Origin of the sequence: Bradyrhizobium sp. NAS80.1, assembly GCF_001908205.1 — a bacterium.
In the GTDB taxonomy this organism is placed as follows: Bacteria; Pseudomonadota; Alphaproteobacteria; order Rhizobiales; family Xanthobacteraceae; genus Bradyrhizobium.
Genome location: NZ_LGHL01000239.1, coordinates 1 through 20,029 on the forward strand (window position 1 = coordinate 1; position 20,029 = coordinate 20,029).

Annotated in this window: 19 protein-coding genes and 2 pseudogenes; 7 read left to right on the top strand and 14 right to left on the bottom strand. The window is 64.2% G+C overall.

Annotation, left to right across the window (positions count from 1 at the left end):
- The 9 genes and pseudogenes from AC629_RS47950 to sdhC all read right to left on the bottom strand — a co-directional run.
- Window positions 1–203 (bottom strand): annotated as a pseudogene (locus AC629_RS47950) (OmpA family protein); the annotation flags it as partial.
- Window positions 204–407: 204 nt separating this feature from the next.
- Window positions 408–638 (bottom strand): hypothetical protein, encoded by a 231-nt coding sequence (locus AC629_RS49430; protein ID WP_084810077.1) that lies wholly within the window; start codon window positions 636–638, stop codon window positions 408–410.
- A 72-nt stretch (window positions 639–710) separates the two neighbouring features.
- The gene (locus AC629_RS39350; RefSeq protein ID WP_084810061.1) at window positions 711–1,097 is read right to left on the bottom strand and encodes a VOC family protein; all 387 of its coding nucleotides are present in this window, start codon (window positions 1,095–1,097) and stop codon (window positions 711–713) included.
- 24 nt (window positions 1,098–1,121) lie between these two features.
- Window positions 1,122–1,946, bottom strand: coding sequence for an FkbM family methyltransferase (locus AC629_RS39355; protein ID WP_084810078.1), 825 nt, complete (start codon window positions 1,944–1,946; stop codon window positions 1,122–1,124).
- 147 nt (window positions 1,947–2,093) lie between these two features.
- Entirely contained in the window at window positions 2,094–4,250 is a 2,157-nt protein-coding gene (locus tag AC629_RS39360; protein ID WP_084810062.1) for a hybrid sensor histidine kinase/response regulator family protein, read from the bottom strand.
- A 190-nt stretch (window positions 4,251–4,440) separates the two neighbouring features.
- Window positions 4,441–5,223 carry a succinate dehydrogenase iron-sulfur subunit gene (locus AC629_RS39365; RefSeq protein WP_084810063.1) on the bottom strand — a complete coding sequence of 261 codons (783 nt, stop codon included), beginning with the start codon at window positions 5,221–5,223 and terminating at the stop codon, window positions 4,441–4,443.
- Window positions 5,224–5,247: 24 nt separating this feature from the next.
- Complete coding sequence (gene sdhA / locus AC629_RS39370; RefSeq protein ID WP_084810064.1) at window positions 5,248–7,083, bottom strand: succinate dehydrogenase flavoprotein subunit; 1,836 nt, start codon at window positions 7,081–7,083, stop codon at window positions 5,248–5,250.
- Between the two features lie 3 nt (window positions 7,084–7,086).
- The gene (gene sdhD / locus AC629_RS39375) at window positions 7,087–7,491 is read right to left on the bottom strand and encodes a succinate dehydrogenase, hydrophobic membrane anchor protein (protein WP_084810065.1); all 405 of its coding nucleotides are present in this window, start codon (window positions 7,489–7,491) and stop codon (window positions 7,087–7,089) included.
- Complete coding sequence (sdhC, locus tag AC629_RS39380; RefSeq protein ID WP_084810066.1) at window positions 7,488–7,886, bottom strand: succinate dehydrogenase, cytochrome b556 subunit; 399 nt, start codon at window positions 7,884–7,886, stop codon at window positions 7,488–7,490. Before sdhC ends, sdhD begins: the two co-directional genes overlap by 4 nt.
- A gap of 523 nt (window positions 7,887–8,409) precedes the next feature.
- On the opposite strand from sdhC, the gene AC629_RS39385 reads away from it, so the two are divergent.
- The gene (locus AC629_RS39385; protein WP_084810067.1) at window positions 8,410–9,270 is read left to right on the top strand and encodes a sulfite exporter TauE/SafE family protein; all 861 of its coding nucleotides are present in this window, start codon (window positions 8,410–8,412) and stop codon (window positions 9,268–9,270) included.
- 242 nt (window positions 9,271–9,512) lie between these two features.
- Here the strand turns inward: AC629_RS39385 and AC629_RS39390 are convergent, their stop codons facing one another.
- A complete protein-coding gene (locus tag AC629_RS39390) occupies window positions 9,513–11,042 on the bottom strand; it encodes a malonate--CoA ligase (RefSeq protein ID WP_084810068.1) in 1,530 nt (509 codons plus the stop codon).
- A gap of 86 nt (window positions 11,043–11,128) precedes the next feature.
- On the opposite strand from AC629_RS39390, the gene AC629_RS39395 reads away from it, so the two are divergent.
- The 4 genes and pseudogenes from AC629_RS39395 (at window position 11,129) to AC629_RS39410 (ending at window position 14,498) form a co-directional block, all read left to right on the top strand.
- Complete coding sequence (locus AC629_RS39395) at window positions 11,129–11,890, top strand: SDR family oxidoreductase (protein ID WP_084810069.1); 762 nt, start codon at window positions 11,129–11,131, stop codon at window positions 11,888–11,890.
- 442 nt (window positions 11,891–12,332) lie between these two features.
- Window positions 12,333–12,887, top strand: coding sequence for a fasciclin domain-containing protein (locus tag AC629_RS39400; protein WP_084810070.1), 555 nt, complete (start codon window positions 12,333–12,335; stop codon window positions 12,885–12,887).
- A gap of 183 nt (window positions 12,888–13,070) precedes the next feature.
- Window positions 13,071–13,700, top strand: coding sequence for a cytochrome b/b6 domain-containing protein (locus AC629_RS39405; RefSeq protein ID WP_084810071.1), 630 nt, complete (start codon window positions 13,071–13,073; stop codon window positions 13,698–13,700).
- A gap of 14 nt (window positions 13,701–13,714) precedes the next feature.
- A pseudogene (locus AC629_RS39410) lies at window positions 13,715–14,498 on the top strand (molybdopterin-binding protein).
- Between the two features lie 152 nt (window positions 14,499–14,650).
- Here the strand turns inward: AC629_RS39410 and AC629_RS39415 are convergent.
- The gene (locus tag AC629_RS39415; protein WP_084810072.1) at window positions 14,651–15,838 is read right to left on the bottom strand and encodes a YbfB/YjiJ family MFS transporter; all 1,188 of its coding nucleotides are present in this window, start codon (window positions 15,836–15,838) and stop codon (window positions 14,651–14,653) included.
- 244 nt (window positions 15,839–16,082) lie between these two features.
- Here AC629_RS39415 and leuB point away from each other — a divergent pair, with 244 nt between their 5' ends.
- Window positions 16,083–17,195, top strand: a complete 1,113-nt coding sequence (gene leuB / locus AC629_RS39420) for a 3-isopropylmalate dehydrogenase (RefSeq protein ID WP_084810073.1) — start codon at window positions 16,083–16,085, stop codon at window positions 17,193–17,195.
- A 178-nt stretch (window positions 17,196–17,373) separates the two neighbouring features.
- Here leuB and AC629_RS39425 read toward each other — a convergent pair whose 3' ends face one another.
- From AC629_RS39425 to AC629_RS39430, 3 genes are read right to left on the bottom strand one after another with little or no spacing between them, the layout of a single operon-like run.
- The gene (locus AC629_RS39425; protein ID WP_084810074.1) at window positions 17,374–17,745 is read right to left on the bottom strand and encodes a hypothetical protein; all 372 of its coding nucleotides are present in this window, start codon (window positions 17,743–17,745) and stop codon (window positions 17,374–17,376) included.
- A gap of 10 nt (window positions 17,746–17,755) precedes the next feature.
- Window positions 17,756–17,905 (bottom strand): hypothetical protein, encoded by a 150-nt coding sequence (locus tag AC629_RS47355; RefSeq protein ID WP_168195698.1) that lies wholly within the window; start codon window positions 17,903–17,905, stop codon window positions 17,756–17,758.
- Window positions 17,902–18,696 carry a hypothetical protein gene (locus AC629_RS39430; RefSeq protein ID WP_084810075.1) on the bottom strand — a complete coding sequence of 265 codons (795 nt, stop codon included), beginning with the start codon at window positions 18,694–18,696 and terminating at the stop codon, window positions 17,902–17,904. Before AC629_RS39430 ends, AC629_RS47355 begins: the two co-directional genes overlap by 4 nt.
- A 116-nt stretch (window positions 18,697–18,812) precedes the next feature.
- Between AC629_RS39430 and AC629_RS39435 the strand changes: the two genes are divergently transcribed.
- Entirely contained in the window at window positions 18,813–19,847 is a 1,035-nt protein-coding gene (locus AC629_RS39435) for an aspartate-semialdehyde dehydrogenase (protein WP_084810076.1), read from the top strand.
- Window positions 19,848–20,029: the final 182 nt, after the last annotated feature.

Consider the following 20,029-nt stretch of genomic DNA (forward strand, 5'->3'; position numbering starts at 1 on the left):
GCTGGTGCGGTCGGACGCGCGGCGGGCGGCTGTCCCTTTGGCGCTTCCTTCGGCGGTTGCTTCGGTCGCCCGTCAGGGCCCGTCTCTGGCTGGGCCTGCGCGACAACGAGCGGCGGTGCGCCTTGCGCATGCGATGCAGAGTTTGCGATTTGCATCGCGGTTAGAGCCGTCGTTGCAAGCAGAACGAAGCGGAAGTTAGTCATGGTCGTGAAATTCCTCGGGAAGGTTCTTTGAGAAGTGAAGTCGTGTGATGAACAGCTACGCGTTAGGCCGGATTGTGGCGGGTAAAGAGGTCGCGGCCCGATTTATTTCTGCACGCAAATCACGTCACTATGGCGACGTTCATTGCGCATTCAGAAGCAGGATGCAATCGCCGCACATGTGATTGATCGTCTCATGTGTGATCACTAAGGCGAAGTCGCATCCGTCGCGGAATTCGGTGTGAACGGCCCATTTGGTCCGCGTCGCGGAATCTCTTCGGGAACATGCGGAGGCAATTCGTCCGGGAGTGGCGGTGCGTCTGGCTCGCGCACCGGCGGTGCGATGTCAGGCTGCGGATTGCCCGGCGGAATCCCCGGCGGAGGCTCGGTCGGAGTCCCCGGCGTCGATGGCGGAATCTCGGGCGGTTCGATCGGCATTGGCATCATCAAAATCGGTTGTCCAGAGAATGACAACGATGATGCCGCGTCGATGTTCCTCGTCGCGTCGCCCTATTCCGGTGCGCGGCAGACCGCTTCGATGTTGTGCCCGTCAGGGTCGAGCACGAAAGCTCCGTAGTAGTTCGCGTGATAATGCACGCGGATGCCCGGCGGCCCGTTATCGCGGCCGCCGGCCGCGATGGCCGCCTTGTAGAACGCGTCGACCGTGGCGCGGTCTTTTGCGAGGATCGCGACGTGCACCGGCTTGTTCATCGCGCCTTCGCCGCCGATCCAGAAATCAGGCTTGCCGTTGGCACCGAAGCCGGCCGCTGCGGTGTGGCCGGTCTGCTCCGCCGTCACTTCCATGATCAGGCTGTAATCGAGCGGAGCCAGCGCTTTGTCGTAGAATGCTTTCGCACGCTCATAGTCGGAGACGGAGAAACCCAAATGGTCGATCATCGCAAGCTCCGTTAATTGTCGTGGTCAGCGTGACAGGAACGTATTGCTCCGTGTCTTGCGCGCGACCGTAAAGCCGCGCGCGACCATGTCGGCAATACAATCTTGCTGCCACTCGTTTTGTGACAGATGCTCGATCACCACCGCGTGGGGCCACAGCGATTGCGGCGCATCGCGGAAGAAGCCGATCAGCACGCGGTCCTCAAAACCTTCGACGTCGATCTTGAGCCCATCGACCTGCGCGACGCCAGCCTCGTCGAGAATCCGCATCAGCCGCAGCGACGGCACCTTGATCGCGTCAGTGCTGGCCGTGCCGGTGACGACGTGAGTGGCGCCGAGATTGCCGCCGCCGCTCTCGATCATTAGCTCGCCGTCGCTGTCACCTGCCGCAGCCTGTACCAGGCGCACCTGCGTCGCCTTCGATGCGGCCTGGTTGAACGAGAGACGTCCAAACGTCATTGGATGTGGTTCGATCGCAACCACCTTGCCTGATGGCCCGACCTGTCGCGCCATCACCAGCGCGAAAGTGCCGACATTAGCGCCGACGTCGACGAACACGCCGCCTGCCGGCGTGTGACGGCGCAGGAAGTCGAGCTCGTCGAGATTGTAGTCGGGGTTGAACAGCGCGCCGCGCTCGGTCGCGCTGCCCTGGTGATAGAAGCGGAACGAGGCGCCCTGATATTGCACGTCGACCGGCCCGCCGCGCAGCAGGTTCACCAGCCGCGACAGCCAGGGCCGGAATGCGCCGCGCTTCAGCCCGGACTGTGTCGCGAGGCGAATGATAGCGGTCTGCGCCGCATTCGGCGCAAACGCGCCGAATGGCGCGGACGAAGGGGCGTTGTCGGGCGTCAAGCCAAGGGTCCTCGTTGCAAGCGGCGCATGCATAGCCGGTTTTGCCGGGGACTCCAACGGCGCGGAACCAGAATGTAGCTTGATGGAGTGCAGCGAAATCTTCTCCTTGAGGGGATCGAGGCCGGCCTCGGGTTCCCGATTGGTCCCTTACTCGGCGGCGCCGTCGCGCACCCGTCTCAGCCGCGCAGCCCGGTGCAGGACGCGCGACAACTCCTCGATCGAATAGGGCTTTTGCACGAGGTCGAAGCCCGCAACGCCGTCCTGGGACAGTGCCTCGCTGTAGCCACTGGTCAGCACGACCGGCACGTCGATGCCGCGATCGCGAATCGCCTGGGCGAGGTCGAGCCCGGTCATGCCAGGCATCACCACGTCCGAGAACACAACATCGAAACGATGCGCGTCCACGGCCAGCTCAGCCAAAGCGTCGCTGGCATTGTCGACCAGCGTGATGCTGTAGCCGAGCTCGGTGAGGCCGTCGGCGGCGAAATTGGCGAGCTCGATATTGTCGTCGACCAGCAGCACCGATGTGCCATTGCCGGCCGCTGCCGGTGCGGTGTGAGGTGCCTGCCGCTGCGGCAGCAGGTCCGTCGGCACGCGCGGCAAATAGAGCGAGAAGGTGCTGCCGTGGCCGACCTCGCTCGTGACCGTCACCTCGCCGCCGGATTGCCGGGCGAAGCCGAACACCTGCGACAGGCCGAGACCGGTGCCGTGGCCGACCTGCTTGGTGGTGAAGAACGGCTCGAAGATGCGCCCAAGTCGCGCGGCGGGAATGCCGATACCGGTGTCGCTGACGGCGACGCTGACGAAGCCATGGTTGCCTGCAAGTCCATGACTGCCCGAGACGTGCGCCAGCGTGTTCGGGACGGTCGTCGCGGCCTCGATCTTGAAGGTGATCCTGCCTCTCCCCTGCATGGCATCGCGCGCGTTGGTCGCCATGTTGATCAGCGCCGTCTCGAACTGGCCGGCATCGGCATTGACGAGGCAGGCCTCCGCCGGCAGTTGCATCGCGATCTCGATCGCCGGGCCCAGCAGCGTCGCCAGCATGTCGTGCAGTGACCGCATCCGCTCCCCGACGTCGAACACTTCCGGATTCAACGTCTGGCGCCGCGCGAACGCCAGAAGCTGCGAGGTCAGCTTGGCCGCGCGCGCGACCGCATCGGCGATGGCGGTCATGTAGCGCTGGCGCCGCTCTTCCGTCAGCTGCGGCCGGTTCAACAGATCGACCGAGGCGCGGATCACCGTCAGCAAATTGTTGAAGTCGTGCGCGACGCCGCCGGTGAGCTGTCCGAGCGCCTCCAGGCGCTGGCTGTGCTTGAGAGCCTCCTCGGCCTCGCGTCGCTTTGCAGCTTCGGCCTGGAGGTGCTCGGTGCGACGGAACGCCAACGCGAGTAGCAGGAACAGCAGTGCGGTCACGGGAACGCCGAACACCAGATACTGGCCCATGGTCGCTAACCAGCGCGCGCGGATCGCCGAGGTCTCGAGGCCCGCGCTGACATAGATCGGATATTCCGCGGCGCGCCGGTAGCCGACGCGCCGCTCGATGCCGTCCGACGGCCAGGCGACGGTGATGAGGCCATGCTCGGGGTGAGCTGCGATCTCGCGGCCGACCGGCCCGTTCGGATCGAGCCGGAGGTCGCGGTCGAGTCGGGGAAAATGCGTGAGCAATACGCCGTCGCTGCGTCCCATCGCGAAGAAGCTGCCAGGATCGGAGCCGATCCTGGCATAAAAGCTCTCGAAATATTCCGGCAGGACAGAAGCCTGGATCACGCCGATGAAGCTGCCATCGTCGGAGTCGCGCCGGCGGCTGACGCCGAAGAAGTGCGCCCCCTGATAGGGTGGGCGCGGCGTCAGGGGGCCACCGATGAAGGTGCCGATGTTCTGGTCGACATGGGCGATGAAGTAGTCGCGGTCCGCAAACCTCTGCTCCGGCGGCGGCGAGGCGAGGCTGTTGACCAGCGCTCGTCCGTCCGCATCGAAGATCCATACCGATTTGAGCTGGGGCAGCGAGTCGGTCAGGCGCTTCAGGCGCCGGTGCAGCGCGGGGTCGCGCGAGCGGATGACGTCGTCGGGAAGGCCGCGCACGACCTCGTTGATCTCGGCGATGCTGCGGTCGATGGTCTCGAATACCTTGAGCGCGTGCTCATGCGCGACATCGAGCGTGCGCTCGATCTCCCGGTCGGCGATGTCTTTTGTCGAGGTGTAGGAGATCGCGGAGGCGATGACGAACAGCGCAATCGGGAGCGCCAGGGATGCAACCATCATCCACTGCAAAAGTCTCAGCGAATTGCGTTGCGCTCCCTGCACAGTCGCTCCCGGTCCCAGACCGGAGAGCTTACTTGAACTTCCCGCAGGGAAGGAAGCGGCTTATGGCGTGAACCGGGGGTTGCAGTTCCTGATTTGCCCGCAGTGCAGATCGAGGCAAATTTTACTGAAGTTCGCATCGGCCGTAGAATGCCCCGGCCGTCTCGGCCGGGGGACGTAGCATGAAACGGGCCTAGATCTGGCGCTCGACCAGCTTGAGCTTGAGCTCGGCGATGGCTTCCGCCGGATTGAGACCCTTCGGGCAGGCCTTGGCGCAGTTCATGATGGTGTGGCAGCGGTAGAGGCGGAACGGGTCCTCGAGATTGTCCAGCCGCTCGCCGGTCGCTTCATCGCGGGAGTCCGAGACCCAGCGGTTGGCCTGGAGCAGCGCGGCGGGGCCGAGGTAGCGTTCGCTGTTCCACCAATAGCTCGGGCAGGAGGTCGAGCAGCAGGCGCAGAGGATGCACTCGTAGAGGCCGTCGAGCTTCTCACGGTCCTCGTGGCTCTGGCGCCATTCCTTCTGCGGCGTCGGCGAGGTCGTCTTCAGCCACGGTTCGACGGAGGCATACTGCGCGTAGAAATTGGTGAGGTCGGGGACGAGGTCCTTCACCACCGGCTGGTGCGGCAGCGGATTCACCTTCACCGCGCCGTCCTTCACGTCGTGCATCGAGCGGGTGCAGGCCAGCGTGTTCTGGCCGTCGATGTTCATGGCGCAGGAGCCGCAGACGCCCTCGCGGCAGGAGCGGCGGAAGGTCAGTGACGGATCGATGTGGTTCTTGATCCAGATCAGGCCGTCCAGGACCATCGGACCGCAATCATTGGTGTCGACGTAATAGGTGTCGACGCTCGGATTCTTGCCGTCGTCCGGATTCCAGCGATAGACGCGGAATTCGCGCAAGTTCGTCGCGCCCGCGGGCTTCGGCCAGGTCTTGCCGCCGGTGATCTTGGAGTTCTTCGGAAGTGCGAATTCAACCATTTCGATAGGGCCTTCGCTGTTCGATCAGTACACGCGCGCCTTCGGCGGGATGTACTGGACGTCGTTGGTCATGGTGTAGTCGTGAACCGGGCGGTACTCGATCTTGACCTTGCCGGAGTCGTCCAGCCAGGCCAGCGTGTGCTTCATCCAGTTCTTGTCGTCGCGCTCGGAGAAGTCCTCGCGCGCATGCGCGCCGCGGCTTTCGGTGCGGTTGGCGGCCGAGTTCATCGTCACCACCGCCTGCGAGATCAGGTTGTCGAACTCGAGCGTCTCGACGAGGTCCGAATTCCACACCAGCGAACGGTCGGAGACGGCGATGTCGGTGATGCCGCTGTGGACCTTCGCGATCAGGTTCTGGCCTTCGCTCAGCACTTCGCCGGTGCGAAACACCGCGCAGTTGTTCTGCATCACGTGCTGCATGCCTTCGCGCAGCTTCGCGGTCGGCGTGCCGCCGGAGGCGTAGCGGTAATGATCGAGGCGGCCGAGCGCGAGCTCGGCCGAGTTCGCCGGCAGCTCCGCCTGCTTGGCGTTGGGCGTGAGCTTCTCGGCGAGGCGCAGCGCGGCAGCGCGACCGAACACGACGAGGTCGATCAGCGAATTGGAGCCGAGGCGGTTGGCGCCGTGCACGGAGACACAGGCGGCTTCGCCGATCGCCATGAGGCCGGGGATGACGGCGTTGTCGTCGCCGTCCTTCTTGGTCAGCACCTCGCCGTGATAGTTCGTCGGGATGCCGCCCATGTTGTAGTGCACGGTCGGAACGATCGGGATCGGCTCGCGCGTCACGTCGACATTGGCGAAGATCTTCGCGGATTCGGAGATGCCCGGCAGCCGTTCTGCGAGCACTGCGGGATCGAGATGGTCCAGATGCAGGAAGATGTGGTCCTTCTTCTTGCCGACGCCGCGGCCTTCGCGGATCTCGATGGTCATCGCGCGCGAGACGACGTCGCGCGAGGCGAGGTCCTTCGCGGACGGCGCGTAGCGCTCCATGAAGCGCTCGCCTTCGGAGTTGACGAGATAGCCGCCTTCGCCGCGCGCGCCTTCGGTGACGAGACAGCCCGAGCCGTAGATGCCGGTCGGGTGGAACTGCACGAACTCCATGTCCTGCAATGGCAGGCCGGCGCGCAGCACCATGCCGCCGCCGTCGCCGGTGCAGGTATGGGCCGAGGTGCAGGACGCATAGGCGCGGCCGTAGCCGCCGGTCGCCAGGATCACGGTCTGGGCACGGAAGCGGTGCAGCGTGCCGTCGTCGAGCTTGAGCGCGATGACGCCGCGGCAGGTGCCCTGGTCGTCCATGATCAGGTCGATGGCGAAGAACTCGATGAAGAACTCGGCCGCGTGGCGCAGCGACTGGCCGTACATCGTGTGCAGCATGGCGTGACCAGTGCGGTCGGCGGCGGCGCAGGTGCGCTGCGCCTGGCCCTTGCCATAGTCCATGGTCATGCCGCCGAACGGGCGCTGGTAGATCTTGCCGTCCTCGGTGCGCGAGAACGGCACGCCCCAATGCTCGAGCTCGTAGACCGCCTCGGGCGCATTGCGCACCATGTATTCGATCGCGTCCTGGTCGCCCAGCCAATCCGACCCCTTCACGGTGTCGTACATGTGCCAGCGCCAGTCGTCCTTGTGCATGTTGCCGAGCGAGGCGGAGATGCCGCCCTGCGCCGCGACCGTATGCGAGCGGGTCGGAAACACCTTGGTGATGCAGGCCGTGCGCAGGCCCGCTTCGCTGCAGCCGACCACCGCGCGCAAGCCCGCGCCGCCGGCGCCGACCACGACGACGTCATAGGTGTGGTCTTCGATGGGATAGGCTTTGCCGTTGGTGGCGGGAGCGCTGTTGCCCTTGCCATTCGTCTCTGTGGCCATGGGTTACACTCCGGATGAAAGCTTGAGGATCGCGTAGGTCGAGGCAAGCGCCACGGCGATCGAGAAGAAGTTGTTGAGCATGACCGGGATGAGCTTCAGCTTCTCGTTATGGACGTAGTCCTCGATCACCACCTGCATGCCGATCTTCATGTGCCAGGCGCTGGCGAAGATGAAGAGAAGCAGGATCAAGGCGACAGGAATGGAGCTGAGAATCTGCGCCGCGCCGGCCTGGTTGCGGCCGAGCAGCATCATGACGATCACCAGCACCGGGATCATCAGCAGCGTCATCGCAACGCCGGTGATGCGCTGGCGCCAGAAGTCGGACGTGCCCGAATGCGCCGCGCCGAGATTGCGGACGCGGCCGAGCGGGGTGCGCATGCTGCGCTTCGGCGTATCGGTCGCGCTCATCGTCCACCTCCGATTGCGTAGGCGATGATCCAGATCAGCACCGTCAGCACGATGCCGCCGATCAGTGCGCCCCAGGTCAGCGCTTCGCGCTCATTGGCCTTGAAGCCAAAGCCGAGGTCCCACACGAAGTGCCGGATGCCGCTCAACATATGGTGCATCAGTGCCCAGGTGTAGCCGAACACGATCAGCCGGCCGATGATGCTGCCGGTGAAGGCCTGGACATGGGCATAGGCGGTGGGGCCGGTCGCCGCCGCGATCAGCCACCAGGCCAGCAGCAGGGTTCCAACGTAGAGGGCGATACCGGTGGCGCGATGGACGATGGACAGCGCCATCGTCAGGGTCCAGCGGTAGGTTTGCAGGTGTGGTGAAAGCGGTCGTTCGATCCGTGCGGTCATGGGCTTTTGATGTTTTATTGCGGCCCAGCATGGGGCGCGCGGGGATCGCGAAAGGTCGGCCCTATTTACGGAGTCGACTTCGCCTGCGCAATCACCAAATCGCCATAAATCGAACGGGGGTTCAGCTCTAGAGCCTTGATGAACCAAGGCCAATCAGAGGCTTGGTATACCAGAACTCTGGTGCGCCGACGAAGAAGAGAATATAAGTTCACCTTTTACGAGGATCAGCCGGGCGCATTGAAATCACTATTGGAACGCCTCTAAGCAGCGGTCTGGCGTCTACGTTTCCGAACCCGTCAGTTGATCGGGCCGTGAGCGTTCGCGGTTCCCCCGGCAGCGCTCGTCGGCCGTCCTGTGATCTGATCTCGAAGTGGTCAACGGATATGCGCACCCTGCATTCCACCCCCGGCCGGCAGGTACGGCGTGTCGACCGGGCCAACCAGATCGCCTACAGCTTCGCGCGCAGCCAATTCCGAACGAACGAATCGGTGGGGCTGCGACCAGTCGCCGGGGCAGGTCAGGGGTGATTGCAGGTCTTGATATCAAGGAGATCGTCGAGCTCGCGTTGTTGTTGATCGCAACCGGCGCGCTCTCCGGATTCCTGGCCGGTGTCTTCGGCATCGGCGGCGGCGCGGTTCTCGTGCCGGTGTTCTACGAATGCTTCCGCATCGCCGGCGTGCCGCTCGAAGTGCGGATGCCGCTCTGCGTCGGCACTTCGCTCGCGGTGATCATTCCAACCTCGATTCGTTCGTTCCAGGCGCACTACAAGAGGGGCGCCGTCGACATGACGATTCTGCGCGTCTGGTGGCTGCCGATCGTGATCGGCGTCATCGCCGGCAGCGTGATCGCGCGCTACGCGCCGGAGCGGCTGTTCAAGATCGTGTTCGTCTGCGTCGCCTATTCGGCCGCAGCGCGTCTCATCTTTGCCCGGGAAGGCTGGAAGTTTGGCGACGATATGCCGAAGGGCCCGTTGATGCGCGTCTACGGCTTCTGCGTCGGCATCCTTTCGACGCTGATGGGCATCGGCGGAGGACTGTTCTCCAATCTGCTGATGACGTTTTACGGTCGCCCGATCCACCAGGCGGTCGCGACCTCATCGGCGCTCGCGGTGCTGATCTCGATCCCCGGTGCGCTCGGCTACATCTATGCCGGCTGGCCCGCGGCTGCGAACTATCCGGCCGTCGCGGCGCTGCAAATCCCGTTCGCTCTGGGCTACGTCTCGCTGATCGGCGCCGTGCTGGTGATGCCGATGAGCCTCGTCACCGCGCCGCTCGGCGTGAGAGCTGCGCATGCGATGTCGAAACGAACGCTGGAAGTGGCGTTCGGCTGCTATCTTTTTATCGTCGGCAGCCGGTTTGCGATGAGCCTCGTCGGCGGGCACTGACAGCCTGAGCCCAAGCGCACGCCTCACTCTCCGCTGTCATCGCCCGCCTTGTGCGCACTTGCGCACTGGGGCGGGCGATCCAGTATTCCACCAGCGGCAGTGATTGAGCCGAGCGGCCGCGGCGTACTGGATGCCCCGCCGGAGCCTGTCATCGGGCTCGCCGAAGGCGAGACCCGGTGGCGGGGCCTGACAGCGTGCCGGGTGAACGCTCCTCGCAATGACGGCGGCGAGACCGTGCGTCCCTACTTCTTCGCGTAAATATCCTTGTAGGTATCGCGCAAGATGTTCTTCTGCACCTTGCCCATGGTGTTGCGCGGCAGCTCGTCGACGACGAAGACGCGCTTGGGCATCTTGAATTTGGCGAGGCGGCCGTCGAGCGCCTTCAGCACCCCGGCTTCGGTGACATCGGCGCCCTTGTTGCAGACCAGCACCGCGGTGACGCCCTCGCCGAAATCGGCATGCGGCACGCCGATCACGGCGGACTCGATCACGCCAGGCATGGCGTCGATCTCGCTCTCGATTTCCTTGGGGTAGACGTTGAAGCCGCCGGAGATCACGAGGTCCTTGCCGCGGCCGAGGATGTGGACGTAGCCCTTGCCGTCGATCTTGCCGAGATCGCCGGTGATGAAGAAGCCGTCGGGCCGGAATTCGGACTTGGTCTTCTCCGGCATGCGCCAATAGCCCTTGAACACGTTCGAGCCCTTTACCTCGATCATGCCGATCTCCTCGCGCGGCAATTCCTTGCCGGTCTCGGGGTCGGTGACGCGCACGGAGACGCCGGGCAGCGGGAAGCCGACCGCGCCGGGCACGCGCTCGCCATCATAGGGGTTCGACGTGTTCATGTTGGTCTCGGTCATGCCGTAGCGCTCGAGCACGGCATGCCCAGTGCGCGCCGACCATTCGCGATGGGTATCAGCGAGAAGCGGCGCCGAGCCCGAGATGAACAGCCGCATGTGTTTTGTCGTGTCGCGCGACAGCGCCGGGTTCTGCAGGAGCCGCGTGTAGAAGGTCGGCACGCCCATCAGCACCGTGGCGCGCGCCATCAGCTTGATGATGAGGTCGGGGTCGAGCTTCGGCAGGAAGATCATCGAGGCGCGCGCGAACAGCGTCACGTTGGTCGCCACGAACAGGCCGTGGGTGTGATAGATCGGTAGCGCGTGGATCAGCACATCCTTGTCGGTGAAGCGCCAGTAGTCGACGAGGCTCAGCGAGTTCGACGCGAGATTGTCGTGCGTGAGCATCGCGCCCTTGGAGCGTCCGGTGGTACCGGACGTGTAGAGGATCGCGGCGAGATCGTCGCTGGAGCGCGGCACGGTGGTGAATTCGCTGCTCGCCTTCTCGGCGGCCTCTGTCAGCGAGCCTTTGCCGTCAGGCCCGAGCGTCTCGACCTTGGCATTCACCTTGGCAGCGATCGGGGCGAGACCTTCCGCCTTGGAGGGATCGCAGACCACCAGCGAAGGCTCGGCATCGCCGATGAAGTAGTCGAGCTCGTTCAGCGTATAGGCGGTGTTCAGCGGCAGGTAGACCGCGCCGGCCCGCACCGTGGCAAGATACAGCACGATATTGGCGACGGATTTCTCGACCTGCACGGCGACGCGGTCGCCGGGCTTTACGCCGCGTGCGACCAGCACGTTCGCCATCTGGCCCGCGCGCGCGATCAGATCGCCATAGCTGATAAGGGCGCCGTCATGCGTCTCGATCGCGAGGCGTTTGGGATCGTCGACGCCGTCGAACAGGAGGGAAAACAGGTTGGCGTTGGCTGCTTGGTTCATGCAAGATTTCCTCGACCGCAAGGCGGGTCAAAACCGAGGGCTGGATTAGCAAAAACCGCCCCGATGAAGCAACGGAGACAGTTGGCATGACCAGAAACGGGAAACGCGTGGCCTGGGTCACGGGTGGCGGCAGCGGGATCGGGGAGGCCGGCGCCGAGGCGCTCGCGGCTGACGGCTGGACGGTGGTAGTGTCGGGCCGCCGCAAGGAGGCCCTGGATACCGTGGTTGCGAAGATCACCGGGGACGGCGGGTTGGCCGAGGCCATTGCGCTCGACGTGTCTGACGCCAGTGAAGCCCAGAAGGCGGCCGATCAGATCGTCGCGAAGCACGGCCGTATCGACCTGCTCGTGAACAATGCCGGCATCAACGTTCCCAAGCGGAGCTGGAAAGACATGGAACTGGAGGGCTGGGACAAGCTCGTCCAGGTCAATCTCAACGGCGTGCTCTATTGCATGCGCGCGGTGCTGCCGACGATGCGTAAGCAGCAGGACGGCTCGATCATCAACGTCTCATCCTGGGCCGGCCGTCATGTCTCGAAGATGCCGGGTCCAGCCTACACCACGACCAAACATGCTGTGCTGGCGCTAACCCATTCCTTCAACATGGACGAATGCGTCAACGGCCTGCGCGCCTGCTGCCTGATGCCGGGCGAGGTGGCGACCCCAATCCTCAAGCTGCGCCCGGTGGTGCCGAGCGAGGAGGAGCAGGCCAAGATGCTGCAATCCGAAGACCTCGGCCGCACCATCGCTTTCATCGCGTCGATGCCGCCGCGCGTCTGCATCAACGAGCTCCTGATCAGCCCGACGCACAATCGTGGTTTCATCCAGACGCCCGCGAACAGGGATTGAGACGCGTAGACCGCGCCGCGATCTCTCCTCGTCGTCCCGGGGCGCGACGACGTCGCGAGCTATGATGCGCGATTGCGCATCTGAGGACCCATAACCACAGGGAGAAGTTGTGGCGCGAGACGGGTAACTCCGAGAGTCTTCGCCAAACCACTGCTTGTGGCTATCGCGACGAGCGCAAGAGCTCGCGCCGGGGTCCCGGATCTGCGCTGCGCTTGTCCGGGACGACAGCGGAGTGTTTGGATTGCGCGCGCGTCACACGGACACGCCGCCGCGAAGTTTCACGCATCACAATAAATTATTCACCGAAACCGCCTCGCGACACCTCCCGTAGTTCGGCCAACAACGGCGCTGCTGCTTCACCTAACGACTGCCGCAAGCCGTCGTTGTTGCCCAACTCAAATCGCCGGCGACCGCCGGTCACAATGCAATCGGGAGACTCTCCATGTCGAAGCGTATTGCTTATCTCGCTGCTGCCGCCTTCAGCGCCCTGGCCATCACCGCGACCGTCGTTGCGCCTGTCAGCGCCGAGGAGAAGACCGTCATGGTCGGCGGCGCCGCGATGTTCCCCTCGAAGAACATCGTCCAGAATGCGGTCAACTCGAAGGACCACACCACGCTGGTGGCGGCGGTGAAGGCGGCCGGCCTGGTGCCGACGCTGGAAGGCAAGGGTCCGTTCACGGTGTTCGCGCCGACCAACGCCGCCTTCGGCAAGCTGCCGGCCGGCACCGTCGACAATCTGGTCAAGCCCGAGAACAAGGCGACGCTGACCAAGATCCTCACCTACCATGTCGTGCCCGGAAAGCTCGAAGCCTCCGACCTTACCGACGGCAAGAAGCTGAAGACCGCCGAAGGCGAGGAACTCACGGTGAAGAAGCAGGACGGCAAGACCTGGATCGTCGATGCCAAGGGCGGCACGTCGATGGTGACGATTTCCAACGTCAACCAGTCGAACGGCGTCATCCATGTGGTCGACACCGTGTTGATGCCGGCGACGTAACACCGCGACGTCCTGTTTCATCCCCAAAGCAGGATGCGACGAAACGGCGAGCCGGGGACGCTCGGCTCGCTTTATTGTGACCACGGCAGCCTGACGGCATCGATTCGGTCGCTGGCAGGGCGTAACGAAAGCGGAAGCATCGGCGTATATTGACCGACACACGACGTTCAGGACGGAACCATCATGTCGAGCCTCACCGTAACCGACGAGCAGGTCGCAGCCGCCCCGGCCAAAATGATCCAACCGGCCTGGGTCCGCCTCATGCACTGGGTCAATGCGCTGGCCATGATCTTGATGATCCTGTCGGGCTGGCAGATCTACAACGCCTCGCCGCTGTTCGGTTTCAGCTTCCCGCGCGAGTACACGCTTGGCGGATGGCTCGGCGGCGGCCTGCTCTGGCACTTTGCGGCGATGTGGCTCTTGATGATCAACGGCCTCGCCTATGTCATCACGGGCCTCGCGACCGGCCGCTTCCGCAAAAAGCTGCTGCCAATCACCCCAATGGGCGTGCTTCACGACGTCAGGGCGGCGCTGACCTTCAAGCTCGGCCATGACGATCTCACCGTCTACAATTACGTGCAGCGCCTGCTCTATGCCGGCATCATCGTGGTCGGTGTGCTGATCGTGCTGTCGGGCCTCTCGATGTGGAAGCCGGTGCAGCTCTACTATCTGGTGATGCTGTTCGGCGACTATCCGACCGCGCGCTATGTCCACTTCTTTTGCATGGCCGCGATCTGCGCGTTCCTCGTCATTCACGTCCTGCTCGCGCTGCTGGTGCCGAAGAGCCTGCGGGCGATGATCATTGGCCGCTGATTAGGAGAACCATCATGGCCAAGCGCTCGTTCCTGATCCCCGGCGTCGACAAGCGGCTGCTGATCAAGGATTCCATCAAGACGATGCCGGACCTCACCCGCCGCCGCTTCATCGCGGGGGGGCGCCAGCCTGGGCGCGCTGACACTGCTCACCGGCTGCGACGTGATCGACTCGTCTTCCGCAGAGGAGATGTTGAAGACGGTCTCGAAATTCAACGACGCCGTGCAGGATTTCATCTTCAATCCCGATGCGCTGGCACCGACCTTCCCCGAGAGCGCGATCACGAAGCCGTTCCCGTTCAACGCCTATTACGATCTCGACGATGCGCCGGAGATCGATGCCGATGACTGGAAGCTCGAGGTGCGCGGCCTCGTCGACAACAAGAAATCGTGGACGCTGCCCGAATTGTACAAGCTGCCGCAGGTGTCGCAGATCACCCGCCACATCTGCGTCGAGGGCTGGAGCGCGATCGGAAGCTGGACCGGCACCCCCTTGCGCGATTTTCTCAAGCTGATCGGCGCCGACACGCGCGCAAAGTATGTCTGGTTCCAGTGCGCCGACAAGGACGGCTACAACTCGCCTCTGGACATGCGCAGCGCGCTGCATCCGCAGACCCAGATGACGTTCAAATACGCGAACGAGATCCTGCCGCGCGCCTATGGCTTCCCGATGAAGATCCGCGTGCCGACCAAGCTCGGCTTCAAGAACCCGAAATACGTCATCTCGATGGAAGTCACCAACGACTACAAGGGCGGCTACTGGGAAGACCAGGGCTACAATTCGTTCAGCGGGAGTTGATGGCTTCGTCATTCCGGGGCTCGCGAAGCGAGAACTATGATGCGCAATTGCGCATCAGAGAATCCATCGGGCCGCAGCGTTGGTGGATGAATGGATTCTCAGGTGCGCAATTGCGCACCATAGCTCGCGCTATGCGCGCCCCGGAATGACACCTAGGGCGGCCCCACCTTCCGCTGGCACAGCGCCGCCACCGCGCCCAATACCAGCAGCGCCGCCGACACATTCAGCGCATAGGACAAACTGCCCAGCGCATCCGTGATGGCGCCGACCACGATCGGGCCGAGCGTCTGGCCGACGCCGAACGAGATCGTCATCGCGGCGATCGCAGTCGGCCATACCTCCGGCGGATAGTTGAAACGAACGAAGGCTGTGGTCGAGCCGACCACGGCGAAGAAGGCGACGCCGAACACGACCGCAGAGACCCCGAGCCATGCCGGCGAATGCCCAAGCATCGGCAAGGCCGCGCCGAGCGCGTTAGTGCCGAGGATGATCGCGGTGGCAAGTCCGCCGCGGTCAAGCGCCAGCACACCGCGCCAGGCCCAGGGCGTCACGAAGGCGCTGAGGCCGATCAGGCCCCAGAACGCGGCCTGCGCCGCGGCGCCGCCGCCGCCATCGCGCACATAGGCGATCATGAAGGTCATGTAGGCGATGTAGCCCGCGCCGAACAGGAAGTAGCCGGCGAGATAGATCAGCACGGGCAGAATCGCGAAGGAGGCGTGGGCGCTTTCGTTGAAGCGCGCCCTGCTCTCGATGCGAATCAGGAACAGCGGGATCGTCATCGCGACGGACAGCAGCGTAAGTACCCACCATACGATCCACCACGAGCCCGGCCCGAAATACTGGAGCGTGAACGGGGCGATCAGCCCCGAGGAGAGAATGCCGATGCCAGGCCCGGCATAGAACAGGCTCAGGAGGAAATTGGCCCGCTCCGGGCGCGACTGCGCGATGGTCGCGGCCAGCGCGCCGCCGGCGACGAAGCCGGCTGCGGCGCCGAGGCCCAGCACGAGGCGCGCCAGGCTCAGCGCGACGAAATTGCCGGTCAGCGCACACACCGCCAGTGCGGCGACGCAGGCCAGGGTTCCGCCGCGGATCGCGGCCGCCCAGCCGACGCGCTGGATCAGCCGGGACGCCATCAGGGCGCCCACGAGATAGCCAACGGCGTTGATGGTGTTCATGAAGCCGGCCGCCGAGTAGGACCAGCCGAGGGTCTCCCGCATGTCGGGCAGCACCAGCGCATAGGCAAAGCGGCCGATACCGAGCCCGACGGTCGCCGCCAGCGACAGGGTCAGGATCAGCCGCGCGGGATGCGGGTTGGGCGAGGGGCGGTCAGGGGCGTGCAAGGGGTGCTCCGGCGATCGCCATAGTGGCAGGCCCTGCCCGTCTTGCACAGCCGCGCCCCGGCAATGGTGTCTTGCCAAGCGCGCAACGCCGCTCTAGCACTCCGGCCACCCGTCATTCCGGGGCGCGCCATTTGGCGCGAGCCCGGAATCCATTTTCCAGCTAGCGCTGTGGCCCGATAGATTCCGGGCTCGCTCGCTGTGCTCGCGCCCCGGAATGACGACACAGGATTGAGAGGAATCGACCATGGCGACCCACAAACTGCTGCTGCTCCCCGGCGACGGTATCGGCCCCGAGGTGATGGGCGAGGTGAAGCGGCTGATCGACTGGCTCAATGTATCAGGCATTGCCAAGTTCGAGACCGACACCGGCCTCGTCGGCGGCGCGGCCTATGACGCGCACAAGGTCTCGATCTCCGAGGGCGACATGGCCAAGGCCAAGGATGCCGACGCCGTGATCTTCGGCGCGGTCGGCGGCCCGAAGTGGGATGCGGTGCCCTATGAGGTGCGCCCCGAAGCCGGCCTGCTCCGTCTGCGCAAGGACCTCGCTTTGTTCGCCAACCTCCGTCCAGCCGTGTGCTATCCGGCACTTGCGGATGCCTCGAGCCTGAAGCGCGAGGCGATCGAGGGGCTCGACATCGTCATCGTGCGCGAGCTCACCGGCGGCGTCTATTTCGGCGAACCCAAGACCATCACCGATCTCGGCAACGGCCAGAAGCGCGCCATCGATACCCAGGTCTACGACACCTATGAGATCGAGCGCATCGCCCGCGTCGCCTTCGAGCTTGCGAAGAAGCGCAAGAACAAGGTGACGTCGATGGAAAAGCGCAACGTCATGAAGTCGGGCGTGCTCTGGAACGAGGTCGTGACGCAGGTTCACAAGCGCGAATATCCCGATGTCACGCTCGAGCACCAGCTCGCCGATTCCGGCGGCATGATGCTGGTGAAGTGGCCGAAGCAGTTCGACGTCATCGTCACCGACAATTTGTTCGGCGACATGCTCTCCGACATCGCAGCGATGCTGACGGGCTCGCTCGGCATGCTGCCCTCAGCCTCGCTCGGCGAGGTCGACGTCAAGAGCAAGAAGCGCAAGGCGCTTTACGAGCCCGTGCACGGTTCGGCGCCCGACATTGCCGGCAAGGGTCTCGCCAATCCGATCGCGATGATCTCGTCCTTCGGCATGGCGCTGCGCTACTCCTTCGACATGGGCACGCTGGCCGACAAGGTCGATGCTGCGATCGCCGCCGTGCTCGCCAGCGGCCTGCGTACCGCCGACATCAAGTCGGAAGGCACCACGGCCGCCTCGACCACGCAGATGGGCGAAGCGATTCTGACGGAGCTGCAGAAGCTCCACGCGTAAGGTCATATTTCGTCATTCCGGGGCGGCTCGAAGAGCCGAACTCTGGTGCGCAATTGCGCACCTGAGAATCTCGAGATTCCAGATTCGATGCTGCGCATCGCTCCGGAATGACGTGCCTCAAAAAACAAAAATGGCCGGGCGCGAGCCCGGCCATTTTGATTCGGTCATAACGTCCGCTTCAGTACAGCGGGAAATTCCGTGGGAAGCCGCCGACATCGGACGGCGTGCTCAGCGGCTGGCGATCGATCGGACGGTTGTTGTTCTCGCGCGCGAAGGTCGGGTAGCCGAACTCCGACGGAAACGCATAGTCCATGAACTTGCGGTCGCCCGGATTGACCTCGGTGCCACCGTCGAGCCAGGAGCGCTTGCTCACATAGATGCGGGTGCGTCCCTGCTGATAGACCGTGTTGGGGCCGGCGCTGTCATAGCGCTGCTTCTTGGTCTCGGCCGAAGCCGGCGTCGCGAGGCCTATGGCATAGGACATGGCAACCACGGCGCCCGCCGCAAGCCACATCGCCGATTTGTTCGCGGCAGAGAATTTCGAGCTCATCACGTCCCCTTCAGGCGGCATGCCGCCAGTCGATTTCACCCCATACTAGCCCGGCCCGGGCGGCCGCAGCTAGGTCTATTGGGTCACACCAGGGCGGAATAATCGTGCGCGCCAGCAAAAGTTGCATCAATACCAGCCACTTGAGCTTGATGCCGGTCAAAGTGCTCCACGCAATTGCGCGTTCGCGGCACCCAGCAGCCAGTCCGACGAGCCTGCGGGGTCGCAACCTCTGCGCTTCAGCTCGGCATGGGCGAACAATTCGGCCAGCTTCGGCTCGTTGCCCGAGGTCAAAAGTGTCAGCCGGTTCAGCGTGCAGGCGATCGCCGCGCGGCGCGCGGGCAGGGCGCCGCCCTGGCAGGAGAAGCCGGAGATCTGCAGCGCCGGCTCCTCGTTGCGCTTGAGATAGCAGAGGCACGCTTGCGCCCCGTCCGCAGTGCCGACCGGCCGGAACAGGGCAACGGGACCGAATTTCGTATCGATCAGGCCGGCCTGCTCGAGCGGGGTGGCCGCATCCAGGCCCATCTGCACGGCCAGGTCGGCTGTCGCCGGACGAGCCAGGTCGAATTCGCCGCCTTCCCGGTAGATGTCGAGCCCGGCCACAGGCTTGTCCGCCTCGCCGGTCCAGCGCATCACGTCCCTGCGGCCACCCTCAGGATGCCGGAGGATGGTGTAAGAGGCTGTTTTCTCTGACGAATCGAGCCGGCTGAGGGCGAAGGCCGGATGCGAACGGTCGGCCACGCTCCATCCCGGCTTCTCTGCGGTCTCATCGTCGCGCAGGCTGGGCAGCTGGTCGAGCGCGGCGACGGCGAGGATGGCAAACAAAGCGAGCGCCCCCACATAGGCGAACAGGTGCGACAGCGTGCCGACGACTTCGTCGGCGAAGCTGGCCAGCGCCAAGTGGATAGCGGTCCTGGTTGGGGGTGCGGCCGTACCGGCCTCGAGCGGCTGCATCCACGGCCTTGAGGCGGGGTCCAACGTTGTCTTGAGCCCGGTTCTCGCATAGAAGCGCTGCTCCTCCTGTTTAAGCGTCAGCTTCAGGAACGGGCTTTTTCATCGGAGAGTGAACGATGGGTTACAAAGTCGCAGTCGTCGGCGCGACCGGCAATGTCGGACGGGAAATGCTCAACATCCTCGATGAGCGCAAATTCCCCGCGGACGAGGTCGTTGCCCTTGCGTCACGCCGCAGCGTCGGCGTCGAGGTGTCCTATGGCGACCGCACCCTGAAGGTCAAAGCGCTCGAGCATTACGATTTCTCCGACGTCGACATCTGCCTGATGTCAGCGGGCGGTTCGGTGTCGAAGGAATGGTCGCCGCAGATCGGCGCCGCCGGCGCGGTCGTGATCGACAACTCTTCCGCCTGGCGCATGGATCCGGATGTGCCGCTGATCGTGCCGGAAGTGAACGCGGACGCGACGGCGGGCTTCAAGAAGAAGAACATCATCGCCAACCCGAACTGCTCGACCGCGCAGCTCGTGGTCGCGCTGAAGCCGCTGCATGACAAGGCGACCATCAAGCGCGTTGTGGTGTCGACCTATCAATCGGTGTCGGGCGCCGGCAAGGACGCGATGGACGAATTGTTCTCGCAGACCAAGGCCGTCTACACCAACGACGAGCTGATCGCGAAGAAATTCCCCAAGCGCATCGCCTTCAACGTCATCCCCCACATCGACGTCTTCATGGAGGACGGCTACACCAAGGAAGAGTGGAAGATGATGGCGGAGACCAAGAAGATCCTTGATCCCAAGATCAAGCTCTCCGCGACCTGCGTGCGCGTGCCGGTGTTCGTCGGCCATTCCGAGGCCGTCAACATCGAGTTCGAGAATCCGATCACCGCGGATGAAGCGCGCGACATCCTGCGCAAGGCGCCCGGTTGCCTCGTCATCGACAAGCAGGAGCCCGGTGGCTACGCCACGCCGTATGAAGCGGCCGGCGAGGACGCCACCTATATCAGCCGCATCCGCGAGGACGCGACGGTGGAGAACGGCCTCGTGCTGTGGTGCGTGTCCGACAACTTACGCAAGGGCGCCGCGCTCAACGCGATCCAGATCGCGGAAGTTCTGATCAACCGCAAGCTGATCAGCGCGAAGAAGAAGGCGGCGTAAGCCGAGCTGCCGTAGGGTGGGCAAAGGCGCATCGTGCGGTGCCCACCATCGCTCCACGATTGCGAAAGAAGTGGTGGGCACGCTTCGCTTTGCCCACCCTTGTATTAGCCCGACCGCTTATATTGAGCCGTTCCGTGAGGAATGGCCCAGCCCGGGTGGCCGCCCGAGCTGGGCCGCCGCTC

Excerpts from the sequence above, each read along its gene's own strand:
- AC629_RS49430 (WP_084810077.1), bottom strand. The coding sequence starts at position 638 with ATGCCGATCGAACCGCCCGAGATTCCGCCATCGACGCCGGGGACTCCG.
- AC629_RS39350 (WP_084810061.1), bottom strand. The coding sequence starts at position 1,097 with ATGATCGACCATTTGGGTTTCTCCGTCTCCGACTATGAGCGTGCGAAA.
- AC629_RS39365 (WP_084810063.1), bottom strand. The coding sequence starts at position 5,223 with ATGGTTGAATTCGCACTTCCGAAGAACTCCAAGATCACCGGCGGCAAG.
- sdhA (WP_084810064.1), bottom strand. The coding sequence starts at position 7,083 with ATGGCCACAGAGACGAATGGCAAGGGCAACAGCGCTCCCGCCACCAAC.
- sdhD (WP_084810065.1), bottom strand. The coding sequence starts at position 7,491 with ATGAGCGCGACCGATACGCCGAAGCGCAGCATGCGCACCCCGCTCGGC.
- sdhC (WP_084810066.1), bottom strand. The coding sequence starts at position 7,886 with ATGACCGCACGGATCGAACGACCGCTTTCACCACACCTGCAAACCTAC.
- AC629_RS39390 (WP_084810068.1), bottom strand. The coding sequence starts at position 11,042 with ATGAACCAAGCAGCCAACGCCAACCTGTTTTCCCTCCTGTTCGACGGC.
- AC629_RS39395 (WP_084810069.1), top strand. The coding sequence starts at position 11,129 with ATGACCAGAAACGGGAAACGCGTGGCCTGGGTCACGGGTGGCGGCAGC.
- AC629_RS39400 (WP_084810070.1), top strand. The coding sequence starts at position 12,333 with ATGTCGAAGCGTATTGCTTATCTCGCTGCTGCCGCCTTCAGCGCCCTG.
- AC629_RS39405 (WP_084810071.1), top strand. The coding sequence starts at position 13,071 with ATGTCGAGCCTCACCGTAACCGACGAGCAGGTCGCAGCCGCCCCGGCC.
- leuB (WP_084810073.1), top strand. The coding sequence starts at position 16,083 with ATGGCGACCCACAAACTGCTGCTGCTCCCCGGCGACGGTATCGGCCCC.
- AC629_RS39425 (WP_084810074.1), bottom strand. The coding sequence starts at position 17,745 with ATGAGCTCGAAATTCTCTGCCGCGAACAAATCGGCGATGTGGCTTGCG.
- AC629_RS39430 (WP_084810075.1), bottom strand. The coding sequence starts at position 18,696 with ATGCAGCCGCTCGAGGCCGGTACGGCCGCACCCCCAACCAGGACCGCT.
- AC629_RS39435 (WP_084810076.1), top strand. The coding sequence starts at position 18,813 with ATGGGTTACAAAGTCGCAGTCGTCGGCGCGACCGGCAATGTCGGACGG.